13 protein-coding genes are annotated in these 13,494 nt (G+C 35.7%); 10 read left to right on the top strand and 3 right to left on the bottom strand.

Annotated features, from left to right (window positions below; genetic code table 11):
- Positions 1 to 39: 39 nt before the first annotated feature.
- Positions 40 to 2,676, bottom strand: a complete 2,637-nt coding sequence (locus ICJ84_RS13470) for a valine--tRNA ligase (RefSeq protein WP_188216935.1) — start codon at positions 2,674 to 2,676, stop codon at positions 40 to 42.
- A 309-nt stretch (positions 2,677 to 2,985) separates the two neighbouring features.
- Between ICJ84_RS13470 and ICJ84_RS13465 the strand changes: the two genes are divergently transcribed.
- Positions 2,986 to 3,411 carry a DUF1573 domain-containing protein gene (locus ICJ84_RS13465; protein WP_188216934.1) on the top strand — a complete coding sequence of 142 codons (426 nt, stop codon included), beginning with the start codon at positions 2,986 to 2,988 and terminating at the stop codon, positions 3,409 to 3,411.
- A gap of 48 nt (positions 3,412 to 3,459) precedes the next feature.
- On the opposite strand, the gene ICJ84_RS13460 is transcribed toward ICJ84_RS13465, so the two are convergent.
- Entirely contained in the window at positions 3,460 to 4,800 is a 1,341-nt protein-coding gene (locus ICJ84_RS13460) for an aspartyl protease family protein (RefSeq protein ID WP_188216933.1), read from the bottom strand.
- 126 nt (positions 4,801 to 4,926) lie between these two features.
- Here ICJ84_RS13460 and ICJ84_RS13455 point away from each other — a divergent pair, with 126 nt between their 5' ends.
- The 4 genes from ICJ84_RS13455 to ICJ84_RS13440 all read left to right on the top strand — a co-directional run bounded on the left by ICJ84_RS13455 (position 4,927) and on the right by ICJ84_RS13440 (position 8,525).
- Positions 4,927 to 6,117, top strand: a complete 1,191-nt coding sequence (locus ICJ84_RS13455) for a pyridoxal phosphate-dependent aminotransferase (protein ID WP_188216932.1) — start codon at positions 4,927 to 4,929, stop codon at positions 6,115 to 6,117.
- Positions 6,117 to 7,130, top strand: coding sequence for a UDP-N-acetylmuramate dehydrogenase (gene murB / locus ICJ84_RS13450; protein WP_188216931.1), 1,014 nt, complete (start codon positions 6,117 to 6,119; stop codon positions 7,128 to 7,130). Before ICJ84_RS13455 ends, murB begins: the two co-directional genes overlap by 1 nt.
- Before the next feature lie 64 nt (positions 7,131 to 7,194).
- On the top strand, positions 7,195 to 7,725 hold the full coding sequence (locus ICJ84_RS13445) for an RNA polymerase sigma factor (RefSeq protein ID WP_188216930.1): 531 nt from the start codon (positions 7,195 to 7,197) through the stop codon (positions 7,723 to 7,725).
- 11 nt (positions 7,726 to 7,736) lie between these two features.
- The gene (locus ICJ84_RS13440; RefSeq protein ID WP_188216929.1) at positions 7,737 to 8,525 is read left to right on the top strand and encodes an anti-sigma factor; all 789 of its coding nucleotides are present in this window, start codon (positions 7,737 to 7,739) and stop codon (positions 8,523 to 8,525) included.
- A 93-nt stretch (positions 8,526 to 8,618) separates the two neighbouring features.
- Here the strand turns inward: ICJ84_RS13440 and aqpZ are convergent, their stop codons facing one another.
- On the bottom strand, positions 8,619 to 9,311 hold the full coding sequence (aqpZ, locus tag ICJ84_RS13435) for an aquaporin Z (protein WP_188216928.1): 693 nt from the start codon (positions 9,309 to 9,311) through the stop codon (positions 8,619 to 8,621).
- A 148-nt stretch (positions 9,312 to 9,459) separates the two neighbouring features.
- Here aqpZ and ICJ84_RS13430 point away from each other — a divergent pair, with 148 nt between their 5' ends.
- The 5 genes from ICJ84_RS13430 to lipA are packed head-to-tail and all read left to right on the top strand — an operon-like array spanning position 9,460 to position 13,491.
- A complete protein-coding gene (locus ICJ84_RS13430) occupies positions 9,460 to 9,663 on the top strand; it encodes a membrane or secreted protein (protein WP_188216927.1) in 204 nt (67 codons plus the stop codon).
- A 6-nt stretch (positions 9,664 to 9,669) separates the two neighbouring features.
- The gene (locus tag ICJ84_RS13425; RefSeq protein WP_188216926.1) at positions 9,670 to 10,782 is read left to right on the top strand and encodes a glycosyltransferase; all 1,113 of its coding nucleotides are present in this window, start codon (positions 9,670 to 9,672) and stop codon (positions 10,780 to 10,782) included.
- Complete coding sequence (locus tag ICJ84_RS13420) at positions 10,773 to 11,318, top strand: RNA polymerase sigma factor (protein ID WP_188216925.1); 546 nt, start codon at positions 10,773 to 10,775, stop codon at positions 11,316 to 11,318. The genes ICJ84_RS13425 and ICJ84_RS13420 overlap by 10 nt, the downstream gene beginning before the upstream one ends.
- A 3-nt stretch (positions 11,319 to 11,321) precedes the next feature.
- A complete protein-coding gene (locus ICJ84_RS13415) occupies positions 11,322 to 12,566 on the top strand; it encodes an Nramp family divalent metal transporter (protein ID WP_188216924.1) in 1,245 nt (414 codons plus the stop codon).
- A gap of 46 nt (positions 12,567 to 12,612) precedes the next feature.
- Complete coding sequence (lipA, locus tag ICJ84_RS13410; protein ID WP_188216923.1) at positions 12,613 to 13,491, top strand: lipoyl synthase; 879 nt, start codon at positions 12,613 to 12,615, stop codon at positions 13,489 to 13,491.
- Positions 13,492 to 13,494 lie beyond the last annotated feature (3 nt).

Genomic DNA, 13,494 nt, shown 5'->3' with positions numbered 1-13,494 from the left:
TTTTCAATGTGCCTTTTAATATATGTATTAAATACGTCCTTAACTTAAACTCGCTAAACTTGATTTAATAGTTTCAATTTTAGCCAAAGCATCAGCTTCCTTTTTACGTTCGTTAGCAATTACCTGTTCTGGCGCACCATTTACAAAACGCTCGTTAGACAATTTCTTTTGAACCGATTTCAAGAAACCTTCGGTGTAGTTTAACTCTTCGGTTAACTTTTTAATCTCCGCTTCTACATCGATACTTCCTGCCATAGGCACAAAATATTCATTCGATTTTACTCGGAAAGTTAAAGCTCCATCAACAGCTTCCTTAACATATTCAATCGCTTCAAGGTTTCCTAATTTCTGAATTATAGAATCGAAAGTTGTTGGGGTATTTCCATTATTAATTACTGAAAAACCAATAGCATCTTTAAAGGCTATATTCTTTTCTTTTCTAATATTTCTGATTCCTGAAACCACTTCTGAAGCAAAATCAAACTCAGTGATTAAGGTTTCATTTACGGGTTTCGCTTCCGGCCATTTTGCCACAATTAGGGCTTCCTCCGGCGTGCGCTCGGCGATGTAATGCCAGATATCTTCTGTTAAGAATGGCATAAACGGATGTAAAATCTTCAAGTTATCTTCAAACGCTGCGATTAATCCTTTATAAGTTTCAATATCAACAGGTTTTTGATATGCTGGCTTCACTATTTCAAGTAACCAGCCTGAGAAATCATCCATTATTAATTTATAAATCGCCATCAAAGCATCGCTTAAACGGTATTTACTAAAGTGATCTTCGATTTCAGTTAAAGCTTTTTGGAATTTAGAAGCATACCAGTCTAAAGCAATTTTACTGGATTCTGGCTGCGAAATCGTTTCATCAATTTCCCAACCATCAATTAAACGGTAAGCGTTCCATATTTTGTTTCCAAAACCTTTTCCTTGCTGACACAACGCTTCATCGAACAATAAATCGTTACCCGCAGCACTACTCAACAATAATCCCACACGAACACCATCGGCACTGTACTCTTCAATAAGTTTTAAAGCGTCTGGCGAGTTCCCTAAGGATTTACTCATTTTACGACGTTGCTTATCGCGAACAAGTCCGGTTAAATACACATTATTGAAAGGTCTCTCTCCTTTATATTCATACCCTGCAATAATCATACGTGCTACCCAGAAGAATAAAATATCTGGTCCGGTCACTAAATCGTTAGTTGGGTAGTAATATTTAATATCCGCGTTTTCTGGATTACGAATCCCATCAAATACACTCATTGGCCATAACCAAGAAGAGAACCAAGTGTCTAAGGCATCGGTTTCCTGACGTAAATCTTCAGCTCTTAAATTGGTATTTCCAGTTTTTTCCTTAGCTAATTTCAAAGCTTCTTCTGAAGTTTCAGCCACTACAAAATCTTCCTTTCCATTACCATAATAATAGGCTGGAATTTGTTGTCCCCATAATAACTGGCGTGAAATATTCCAATCGCGGATGTTTTCCATCCAGTGACGATACGTATTTTCGAATTTTTTAGGAAATAATTGAATTTCAGAACCTTCACCTAAAACCGCTTCAATAGCAGGTTTTACCAATTCGTCCATTTTCAAGAACCACTGATCGCTTAAACGCGGCTCGATTACAGCTTTAGTACGCTCAGAAGTTCCTACTTTATTTACGTGTGTTTCAGTTTTAATTAAAACACCACTATCTTCCAATTCTTTAGCAATCGCCTTACGTACCACAAAACGATCCTGACCTTCATAATGTAATCCATAGCTATTTAAAGAAGCATCATCATTGAAGATATCAACCACTTCAAGGTTATGCTTATCACCTAAAACTTTATCGTTTTCATCGTGAGCCGGTGTTACTTTTAAACATCCGGTACCAAATTCAACATCTACATACTCGTCTTCAATAATTGGAATAACACGACCACAAATTGGCACAATAGCCTTTTTACCTTTTAGATGTGTAAAACGTTCATCGGTTGGGTTAATACAAATTGCAGTATCTCCAAAAATGGTTTCAGGACGTGTGGTGGCGATGGTTAACACATCGTCACTTCCTTCAATTTTATAGTTTAAATAATAAAGATTCCCTTGCTTTTCTTCGTAGATTACCTCTTCATCAGACAAGGTGGTTTTTGCTTCCGGATCCCAGTTTACCATACGATATCCGCGGTAAATCACACCTTTATTATAAAGGTCAACAAACACTTTAATTACCGCTTCAGACATATCGTCATCCATCGTAAACTTGGTTCTGTCCCAATCACAAGAACATCCTAATTTTTTAAGCTGCTCTAAAATTACACCACCATACTCGTGGGTCCAATCCCAGGCATGCTTTAAAAATTCATCACGCGATAAATCGTTTTTATCAATCCCCTGCTCTTTTAATTTCGCTACAACTTTTGCCTCAGTTGCAATAGACGCATGATCGGTACCCGGCACCCAACACGCATTTTTACCTTGTAAACGTGCACGACGAATTAACACATCCTGAATTGTGTTATTTAACATGTGCCCCATATGTAACACTCCGGTAACGTTAGGTGGAGGAATTACAATAGTGTAAGGTTCTCTTTCATCGGGTTCTGAATGAAAATAATTGTGTTTCATCCAGTAATCGTACCACTTACTTTCTACCTGACTGGCTTCATATTTTGAAGGTATTTGCATACTTTGGAATAGTTTTTGAATATTGAAGTGCAAAAGTACTTATATTTCTTTTTCTGTGAAAGCTATATTGAGAAGTAAGAAGCAGAAGTACTTAATTTAACTAAATTCGAAAAAATTAATGAAAAGTATTACGTACTTTTAATTGTAATTTGAATAAAACATTAGTGTAAAACATCTAAAAATTTTGTAGAATATTTAAAAAGTAAGTATGTTTGATTAAGTTTTTAAGGCTTTTTAGCCACTGAAAACAGTACACTTCATCATTAAACCGATGTAAAACAAGAATATAAAACAATAAAATAATAAACCATGAAACAGTTATTAACCATTTTATTTGTCGGATTAATTAGTTTTTCGATTAATGCACAAGATAAAAAAGCTAAAATTGAATTTAAGTCTGAAACCATTGACTACGGAACGATTGAAAAAGGATCTAACGGCGTTCGTGAGTTCGAATTTACAAACACTGGTGATGCGCCACTTATCATTTCTAAAGTATCGTCTAGCTGTGGTTGTACAATTCCTAAAAAACCAGACGGACCAATTTTACCAGGGAAAACTGGTGTTATTGAAGTTAAATACGATACGAATCGTGTAAACCCAATTAGAAAAACCATTACTGTGATTTCTAATGCTGAAACACCTACAATAGCCTTAAAAATTAAAGGGGAAGTTGTAGACACTAAATCGGCTGATAAAATGCTTGAAAAGAAAAAAAGTATTGTAGAACAATAAGAATTACAGAATATAAACATACTTAAGGCAGCGTAAACGCTGCCTTTTTTATTTCAAAGGATTTTCTAAGAGGAAATTATAAGTCAGCTCTACTCCCTGACGCTCGACCTTTAATCGTATATGCTTTCCCGCATCGTCATAAAACATTTCCATAATTTTTTGAAGCGTAAAGTGACTCGCAGGCTTTCCGTTTACTGACAATACAATATCATTAATTTGTAAGCCGGCAATATGAGCCGGAGATTCCTCGCGAAGCTCCACAATTGTATAAACAGGTTTTAACACCAGTTTATAATGAGGCTCAAAAAATATCTGTTTTCCTTCTAAATCGCTATCTCTATTCTGTTGGTTGTTATCAAAACTAAATCGATTATTAGACTCCCTAACTAACCGCATTCCATCGTGAACCAACTCTATTCCACTTTTATTATATTGAAACTCATCTTTAAAATTGCCATTCTTTTTTAAAATTACCTTGGCATTCGAATAATCAAAAATCACATTAAAGCGCATTAGTACATTTCCCGACAAACTTCCTGCACGTTCGCGATGTTGTTTGGCATGGGTAATAAACAAAGAATCGGGATAAGCTACATTCGGATTTTTCAAAACGAAACGCTTTAAATATAGAGCCTCTATTTTCGATCGTTTTCCATACACGCTTCCACTTAGGCCATGACCTAAAAAATCATAAAAAAAATAATCTCCAGAGGCTATTCCCCGCTCTTCATCCTCAAACAACCACAAGGCATCACTTCCTCCCGAATCAATTAATAATTTCACGGGAATTTTTTGCTCACGAACATCTACCACGGCGTTCAAATAGGGCTTGTTATTATAAAATTCAAGATTGAATTCTTCACATTTTCGGCATAACTTATAGTGAAACGTTTCCGGACTGGTGAGTTTCAGAACCTTTTTTGAATAGTTTACTTCTACAACCAAATCTCTAAGCAAATCGAAACCGATGATGCCGTGAACCGGCACTCCCAACTTAGGAGCTAGATTTAAATTCGCATCGTAAATCGCATATAAATCCTGATTCAACTTAACCGCATCTCCAATTTTAAACACATTATTTAAAGAGCGGTGCGCCATAATTCGTTCGCCATCTCCGAGCCCTCTCAAATAAATAGTATCGGTATGTTTAATTTTTAAAGAATCGGAAACATTTAAAAAATTAAACAGAATGGGTTTGGTTACTCCAGTGTCTAAAAGGAAAGACAAACTCACCCCATTTATTTCAACAGGAACAATAATTAAGTTATTAATGAGTTTAAATTTGACTTTATCAGATTGTTTTTTGTTTTGAACAACGAACCTGTTTTGAGAAAAATTATGAAAACTCAAGAAAAAAAGCAATACACTAAAAAGTACATATTTTTTCATGAGAATTTATTCGAATATTTGACTATTCAATTTACAAATCTTTGAAACACAATACTTATTTTAGTCCGTTTTTTAAAAAAACTTTAATATAATTTTCTCAACTTTACGCCTTGTAATAAAAACATAATGCCAACTATATCAAAAAAAGGGCGATTAATGCCCGAATCACCAATCCGTAAATTAGTACCTTATGCTGAGCAAGCAAAAAAAGAAGGTAAACATATTTACCATTTAAATATTGGACAACCCGATATTAAAACACCTGAGGTCGCTTTAGAAGCGGTAAAAAATAACACCGTTGAAATTCTTTCGTATTCCAGATCCGAAGGATCGGAAACCTACAGAACAAAATTAGCCGCCTACTATAAAAAACACGATATTATAGTTAAGCCGGAGGATATTGTGGTAACTACAGGTGCCAGTGAAGCCTTATTGTTTTTATTCAGCAGTATTATGGATCCGGGAGATGAAGTGATTATCTCTGAACCTTTTTACGCAAACTACATCGCCTTTTCAACTGCGACAGGAGTAAATGTTGTTCCTGCGATATGTCATATAGATGATAATTTTGCCTTACCATCTATTGAAACCTTTGAAAAACTTATCACCCCGAAGACCAAATCCATTTTAATATGTAATCCGGGAAACCCAACAGGGTATTTATATTCCAAAGAAGAAATTCAGCAACTAGCCAATTTAGCAAAAGAACACGATTTGTTTTTAATTGCTGATGAAGTATATCGCGAATTCGTTTACGACGGCGAAACCCATTACTCTATTTTACAATTAGAAGGATTGGATGAACACACCATTGTAATTGATTCGGTTTCTAAACGTTACAGTATGTGTGGTGCGCGCGTGGGCTGTTTAGTTTCCAGAAATAAAACGGTATTACAAACCGTCTTAAAATATGCTCAGGCACGTTTGAGTCCGCCTACCTTTGCACAAATTGCCAGTGAAGCTGCTTTAGACACCCCTCAAAGTTATTTTGATGATGTGATTGCTGAATATGTTGATAGACGTGACACTTTAATTAAAGAATTACAAAACATTGAAGGCGTAAAAGTAGGAAGTCCGAAAGGCGCATTTTACTGCATTGTTGAATTACCAATTAAAAATTCCGACGATTTTGCGCAGTGGCTTTTAGAACATTTTGATGTAAATGGCGAAACGGTAATGATTGCCCCTGCCGGTGGATTTTATTCAACACCAAGCTTAGGTCTAAACCAAGTTAGGATTGCTTACGTACTTAATAAGGAAAGTTTAATAAAAGCCGTTAACATAATAAAAGAAGCTTTAAAAGTTTATAAAGACTAGTGCTAATTCAAGAAAACATATCATTAAAACCTTTTAATACCTTTGGTATTGATGTTCTCGCAGATTATTTTGTTTCCATTAATACGGTTGAGGAACTTAAATCTGTTTTAACGGTTAAAGACTACCCGAATAAATTGATTCTGGGTGGCGGTAGCAATATGCTATTAACTCAAGATGTCAATGCGTTAGTAATTCATATAAATTTAAAAGGTATTGACGTTGTTAATGAAGATGAACAGTGGGTTTATATAAAAGCCAATGCAGGTGAAAACTGGCACGAATTTGTGCTTTGGTGTATTAACAACAATTATGGCGGCGTTGAAAACCTTTCTTTAATTCCAGGAAATGTAGGTACAGCACCTATTCAAAATATTGGTGCTTACGGCGTTGAGCTTAAAGATGTATTTTATTCCTGTGAAGCCATAAGTATCGATGATGGTTCACTGGTTCATTTTTCTAATGAAGACTGCGATTTTGGATATAGAAATTCCATCTTCAAACAACACGCCAAAGGAAAATATATTATTACTAGTGTAACCTTTAAACTGAGTAAACAACATCATAAACTTCATATCAACTACGGGACTATAGCCTCCCAACTAGAAGACATGCAAGTAAAACAACCCACAATTCAGGATATTTCAAAAGCGGTTATTACCATTAGAGAAAGTAAATTGCCAAACCCTAAAGAGATAGGAAATAGCGGTAGTTTCTTTAAAAACCCGATTATTTCTAAAACCTTATTTGATAAACTGAAAGCCAATTTTGTAGATATGCCAAATTACCCGGTTTCAGAAACCGAAGTAAAAGTGCCTGCGGGGTGGCTTATTGAAAAAGCGGGTTTTAAAGGCAAACGTTTTGGCGATTATGGGGTACATAAAAATCAGGCTCTGGTTATAGTAAACTACGGAAATGCTAAGGGTGAAGACATCTTAAAATTATCTAAACTAATACAAAACACTGTTAACCGACTATTTAATATTAACATAGAAGCCGAAGTAAACATTATTTAATACAAAAGAAATTTCTAACTTTGGCGATATTTTGCCCCCAATTTTCACTTTAAAACCATAAAAGTTGATATCATCTATAGAAAAAGAAATCGTTAATCTGCTGGAACGCGGCGACAAAAAAGCCATTTCCCTTCTGTACGAGAACTACGCAGATTCTTTATTTGGTGTTATTAAAAAAATAATATCAGACGATGATACTGCCCAAGATGTGCTTCAGGAAAGCTTTGTAAAAATATGGCGTTATTCTAAAAAATACGATGCCAGTAAAGCCAAGCTTTTTACCTGGTTATACCGTATTGCCTATAACACAGCCATCGACAAAGTTCGTTCTTTAAAAAATAAAGATGGAAACGAAGTCCAAATAGAAGCCACATACGTATATAAATTATCAGCATCAGAGTTAAATCAGGATGTATTAGATATAAAAAAACATCTAGGGAGTTTAGATGAAAAATATCAAATCGTATTAAATGCACTCTTTTTTGAGGGCATGACGCAGCAAGAAGCCAGCGACGAATTGGATATTCCGTTGGGTACTATAAAATCGAGATTAAAAATTGGATTACGAGAATTGAAAAAAATTTATAATCCTTAACTTAAAAAGTCATGAATGCGAAAATAACTACTTTTTTAAATTCTGGCCTATTAGAAAAATATCTATTAGGTGAAACTACTGTTGCCGAAACAGAAATGGTTGAAACCTATATTTCAAAATACCCAGAAGTTCAAAATGCATACAACGAGTTACAAGACAATTTGGAAATTGTAGCTAAAAGTCATGCAGTAGAAGCCCCTGCAAGCATCTTAAATAGTATTTTAGATGAACTTGACGACGCCCCTGTTGTGGCGATGAAACCTGCTAGAAATTACAAATCATGGTATAAATACAGTATCGCGGCCAGTGTTGCTGCTTTACTATTTGCCGGAACCTCCTATATTTTCTACAATCAGAATAAAAAATTAAGCAAAGAAAATCAAGTTGTAGTTGATGAAATTTTTGATTTACGAAGTGACATTCAAATGAACAACAAAAGGTTAGACGATTTAATGCAGCAGTTTAAGCAGCTTAACGATCCGGAAACCTACAAGTACATTATGCAGGGTAACAACCGTGCAAAAAACTTAAAAACTGTTGCTTACATTAATCCTAAAGATAAAACATCAATGATAGATGTCGTTTCTTTACCTCAATTACCAGAAGAACAATGTTACCAAATCTGGGCTGAGTTACAAGATAAAATGGTAAGCTTGGGTATTTTAAACGAAACCGACAGACAGCTTAGAAAAATCCCATACACCGAAAATGCTCTAGGATTAAATATTACCATAGAGCCTAAAGGCGGAAATACAACAGCTTCTTTAGACAATTCGGTAGCAGAAATAGATTTGAAGTAAATTGATTAATAGCCCCGAATCTCAAAACAGAAAAAAGCCTTATTAAGACCACTTAATAAGGCTTTCTGTTAAGCGCTAATATCAATTCATAAATCAAGCTTCTTCTTTATTCAAAAGCATTTTATGTAGCAATCCGGCTACTAAAGCTCCGGCAATTGGCGCCAACCAAAACAACCACAATTGCGATGTAAAATCGGCTCCGGCAAACAACGCCTGACTTGTAGAACGTGCGGGGTTTACCGACGTATTAGAAATTGGAATACTTATTAAATGAATTAAGGTTAAAGCCAAACCTATGGCTATTCCAGCAAAGCCAGAAGGCGCTTTTGGGTAAGTACTTCCTAAAATGATTAATAAGAAAAACATGGTCAGTACAAATTCAGCAATCAGCACCGAAACCATACCGTAACCTCCTGGAGACAGCTCTCCATAACCATTTGCAGCAAAACTGCCAATATCAACAAAATCTGATTTTCCGGAAACTATCAAATACAAAACACCAGCCGCGGCAATACCACCAACAACCTGAGCTATAATGTATCCTAATAAATCTTTAGCCGGGAATACACCTCCAGCCCACAGCCCAATAGAAACCGCCGGATTAAAGTGCGCCCCAGAAATATGCCCAACAGCATAAGCCATGGTGAGCACGGTTAAACCAAAGGCTAATGCCACACCGGCAAAACCAATACCCAGTTCCGGGAATCCGGCAGCGAAAATCGCACTACCACATCCGCCAAAAACCAGCCAAAATGTTCCAAAAAATTCTGCAAATAATTTTTTCATGAATTAATAGTTTAAAGGTTAACTATCTAAAGATAAGAATTTTTACAACGCCATGTAGTCCAAAATTTAAATTTAAAGTCTTACTATCTTTAAATCTCATTGTACAATTCTCTTTAAAAAGCATTATCTTTGCATAAAATAATTTCACATGAAACTTGTATTAATAACATTAGCATTGCTAGGATTAGGTGTCGCAGGTATAGCCATTAAAATTTGGGCTAAAAAAGACGGTAAATTTGCCGGAACATGTGCCAGCCAGAACCCGGTATTAAACAAAAATGGTGAAGCTTGTGGGTTTTGTGGAAAAACGCCTGATCAATTCGATACCTGTAACGAACCTCAACACTCATAGTCTTACATGAGCGTACTTGATTTTGTGTTCTACACATTTGCTGTTGTAGTAGTTCTTCAAGTTATAACATATTTAGTAGTTTTAGGAAAATTTGCCTATTCAAAACCTAAAAATAAACGTCTGCAAAACCTTCCTGTTTCGGTCATTGTTTGTGCCAAAAATGAAGCTCAAAATTTAAAAACCTTTCTGCCTTCCATCATTTCACAAGACTATCCCGAATTTGAAATCGTCCTGATTAATGATGCTTCCAGCGACGATACGCTTGAAGTTATGGAAGATTTCAAAAATCTGCATAGCAACATTAAAATTGTTGATGTAAAAAACAACGAAGCCTTTTGGGGCAATAAAAAATATGCTTTAACCTTAGGTATTAAAGCCTCTAGTCATGAGTATTTACTCTTTACTGATGCCGATTGCAAACCGGCTTCAAAACATTGGATTCAGGAAATGACTTCACATTTCAATGATAAAAAATCCATTGTATTAGGCTATGGTGCTTACACTAAAATTAAAAAGTCTTTTTTAAACAAACTTATCCGTTTCGAAACTTTAGCAACAGCAATTAATTACTTTTCGTTTGCAAAATCTGGGAATCCATATATGGGTGTTGGCAGAAATCTGGCTTACACTAAAAAGGAGTTTTTTAAAGCAAATGGATTTATCAAACATATAAAAGTACGTTCTGGTGACGATGATTTATTTGTAAATCAAGTGGCGACTAAACAAAATACGGCCATTTGTTTTACACCAGACAGCTTTACAGAATCTGCTCCTAAAACCAAGTGGACTGCCTGGATTAGACAAAAACGTCGTCATATTTCAACTGCTAAACATTATAAATTCAACCATAAATTAGCCTTAGGCCTATTATACATTTGCCAGGTTTTATTTTGGATATTAGCCATTAGTTTATCAATAACCACCTTCATGTGGCCTTTTGTTGTTGGATTAATTGTCTTGCGATTTGCTGTGCAATATTCCGTTTACGGTGCTTCTGCAAAAAAACTAAACGAAAAAGATCTTTTAGCCTTACTTCCTTTATTGGAAATCTTTTTAATTAGTGTACAATTGGTTATATTTATAAAAAATCTTACATCAAAACCTAACCATTGGAAATAAAAGAGGCCATTGCACGCGCTAAGGAAAACGACCAAAAAGCATTTAATTTTTTGTTAGATACCTTTTGGGATGACGTTTACGGTTTTCAATTAAAACACATTCAAAACGAAAATGACGCTGAAGATATTACCATTCAGACCTTTTCCAGAGCATTCGATCGCATTGAAACTTTTGATGATTCGTATAAATTCAAAACATGGTTAATTACCATTTCTAAAAATATTCATATCGATTTACTGAGGAAGGAAAAACATTCCATTTCGCAGATCATGTCTAACGACGATAAATCGGTATATCAAATTTTAGACGAATCGCCAACGCCGGAAGACAAACTCATCACCGATCAGCATTTAGCAAAGTTGCTTCGCGACATCAAAAAACTGAAGCCCCACTATCAGGAAATCATCAACATGCGTTACTTTCAGGAATTAAGCTATAAAGAGATTTCTGTTCAGCTTAAAGAACCTATAAATAACGTGAAGGTAAAACTACTTCGGGCAAAAAAGCTTTTGGCAGAAATTATTCAGTCGAAATAAAAAATGATTGCAAAGCTTAAAAATCTTGGTCCGGGTTTATTATTTGCTGGTGCAGCAATAGGTGTATCACATTTAGTTCAATCTACAAGGGCTGGCGCCGATTTTGGCATGGGACTACTTTGGGCTTTACTATTAGTAAACTTGTGCAAATATCCGTTTTTTCAGTTCGGCCCACGATACGCAACAGCCACAGGTGAAAGTTTACTTGATGGTTATAAAAAACTAGGAAAAGGTGTTCTCTTGATTTATTATATCCTGAATCTCGCAACCATGTTTACCATACAAACCGCAGTAACCATTGTTACGGCAGGTTTGGCCGCTAATTTATTTGGACACTTTGATAGTTTCAGTATCGGGAATACCATCATTTCAAGCACCGAGATCTGGACCATGGTTATTCTTTTGGTTTGTGTTGCCTTACTAACTATCGGGAAATATAAGCTTCTAGACCGCCTGATGAAAGTTATTGTCATTACCTTAACCATTAGCACTTTTACAGCAGTTTCCATTGCGCTTTCTAATACACATCAACCCGTTTCACTAATTCAAATCATTCCCGACAACAGTTTAGATATCGCCTTTTTAATAGCTTTCATGGGTTGGATGCCTGCGCCTCTAGATGTTTCAGTATGGCAATCGCTTTGGGCAGTTCAAAAACATAAAGACACCAAAACATATACCCCGGAAAAATCACTTTTCGATTTTAATATCGGGTATTTAAGCACGATTATTATTGGTATTGGCTTTTTACTTTTGGGCACTTTGGTGATGTACAAAAGTGGTGAAAGTTTTAGTTCGTCGGCTAGTGTATTTTCAGGACAACTTATTAACATGTATACTAAAAACCTTGGAAACTGGGCTTATATTATTATCGGCATTGCTGCTTTTACAACCATGTTTAGCACCACGCTAACTACACTCGACGCATCTCCCAGAGCTATGTCTAAAGCCACACAATTACTTTTTAAAAAGGCAGACAAGTTAAACTACACGTTTTGGATTAGTATACTAACTATTGGCTCGATATGCATCTTTTTATTTTTAGCCTCGGAAATGGGTTTACTTATTCAACTGGCAACTATTCTTTCTTTTGTAACAGCTCCTTTTTTTTCGATTATCAACTACAAATTAATAAGCAGTAAACATACACCTGTCGCCTGGCGACCATCAAAAAAACTACATATTTTAAGCTGGCTGGGTATCATATTCCTTATAGGTTTTAGCATTTGGTATCTAACCACATTATAGCCGCTTTTAAAAGAATACTTTGTATCTTTGTGCTTTATTTTTCGATATGAATACAGAAAGCACTTCAAATATATTACCGGAAAGAAAACCAAAACCAAAATGGTTACGCGTTAAACTTCCAACAGGGAAAAAATACACCGAATTAAGAGGCTTAGTTGACAAATATAAACTGAATACGATTTGTACTTCAGGAAGTTGCCCGAATATGGGTGAATGCTGGGGTGAGGGTACCGCTACCTTTATGATTCTAGGTAATGTTTGTACACGTTCTTGTGGTTTTTGTGGTGTAAAAACCGGACGTCCGGAAACGGTAGACTGGGATGAGCCAGAAAAAGTAGCGCGCTCTATAAAAATCATGAATATTAAACACGCAGTTTTAACCAGTGTAGATCGTGATGATTTAAAAGACATGGGAAGCATTATGTGGGCTGAAACGGTTAAGGCTGTTCGTAGAATGAATCCTGAAACAACCCTGGAGACCCTTATTCCTGATTTCCAAGGTATCGAACAACACATCGACAGAATTATTGATGTGGCTCCAGAAGTCGTATCTCATAATATTGAAACCGTTCGCCGATTAACCCGTGAAGTTCGTATTCAAGCGCAATACGATCGGAGTATGGGTGTTTTAAAATACTTAAAGCAACAAGGACAACGTCGTACAAAATCGGGTATCATGCTAGGTTTAGGGGAAACTCGCGAAGAAGTTATTGAAACCCTTCACGATTTAAAAGCTAACGATGTTGATGTGGTGACTATAGGTCAATACCTGCAACCAAGTAAAAAACATTTACCGGTTCAGCAGTTTATTACGCCAGACCAGTTTAAAGAATATGAAGAGATTGGAAAAGCATTAGGTTTCCGCCACGTTGAAAGTAGTGCATTAGTACGTTCGTCTTACAGAGCTCAAAAACATATTAACTAAGAT

It is taken from the genome of Aestuariibaculum suncheonense (genome assembly GCF_014596935.1).
Taxonomy (GTDB): Bacteria; Bacteroidota; Bacteroidia; order Flavobacteriales; family Flavobacteriaceae; genus Aestuariibaculum; species Aestuariibaculum suncheonense.
The sequence above is the reverse complement of the archived record's forward strand: the minus strand, read 5'-3'. Positions and strand labels throughout refer to the sequence as shown.

Bases quoted from the DNA above. Each gene is read 5' to 3' on its own strand.
- ICJ84_RS13465 (WP_188216934.1), top strand. From the start codon at position 2,986: ATGAAACAGTTATTAACCATTTTATTTGTCGGATTAATTAGTTTTTCG.
- ICJ84_RS13430 (WP_188216927.1), top strand. From the start codon at position 9,460: ATGAAACTTGTATTAATAACATTAGCATTGCTAGGATTAGGTGTCGCA.
- aqpZ (WP_188216928.1), bottom strand. From the start codon at position 9,311: ATGAAAAAATTATTTGCAGAATTTTTTGGAACATTTTGGCTGGTTTTT.
- ICJ84_RS13425 (WP_188216926.1), top strand. From the start codon at position 9,670: ATGAGCGTACTTGATTTTGTGTTCTACACATTTGCTGTTGTAGTAGTT.
- ICJ84_RS13460 (WP_188216933.1), bottom strand. From the start codon at position 4,800: ATGAAAAAATATGTACTTTTTAGTGTATTGCTTTTTTTCTTGAGTTTT.
- lipA (WP_188216923.1), top strand. From the start codon at position 12,613: ATGAATACAGAAAGCACTTCAAATATATTACCGGAAAGAAAACCAAAA.
- ICJ84_RS13455 (WP_188216932.1), top strand. From the start codon at position 4,927: ATGCCAACTATATCAAAAAAAGGGCGATTAATGCCCGAATCACCAATC.
- ICJ84_RS13415 (WP_188216924.1), top strand. From the start codon at position 11,322: ATGATTGCAAAGCTTAAAAATCTTGGTCCGGGTTTATTATTTGCTGGT.
- ICJ84_RS13470 (WP_188216935.1), bottom strand. From the start codon at position 2,676: ATGCAAATACCTTCAAAATATGAAGCCAGTCAGGTAGAAAGTAAGTGG.
- ICJ84_RS13440 (WP_188216929.1), top strand. From the start codon at position 7,737: ATGAATGCGAAAATAACTACTTTTTTAAATTCTGGCCTATTAGAAAAA.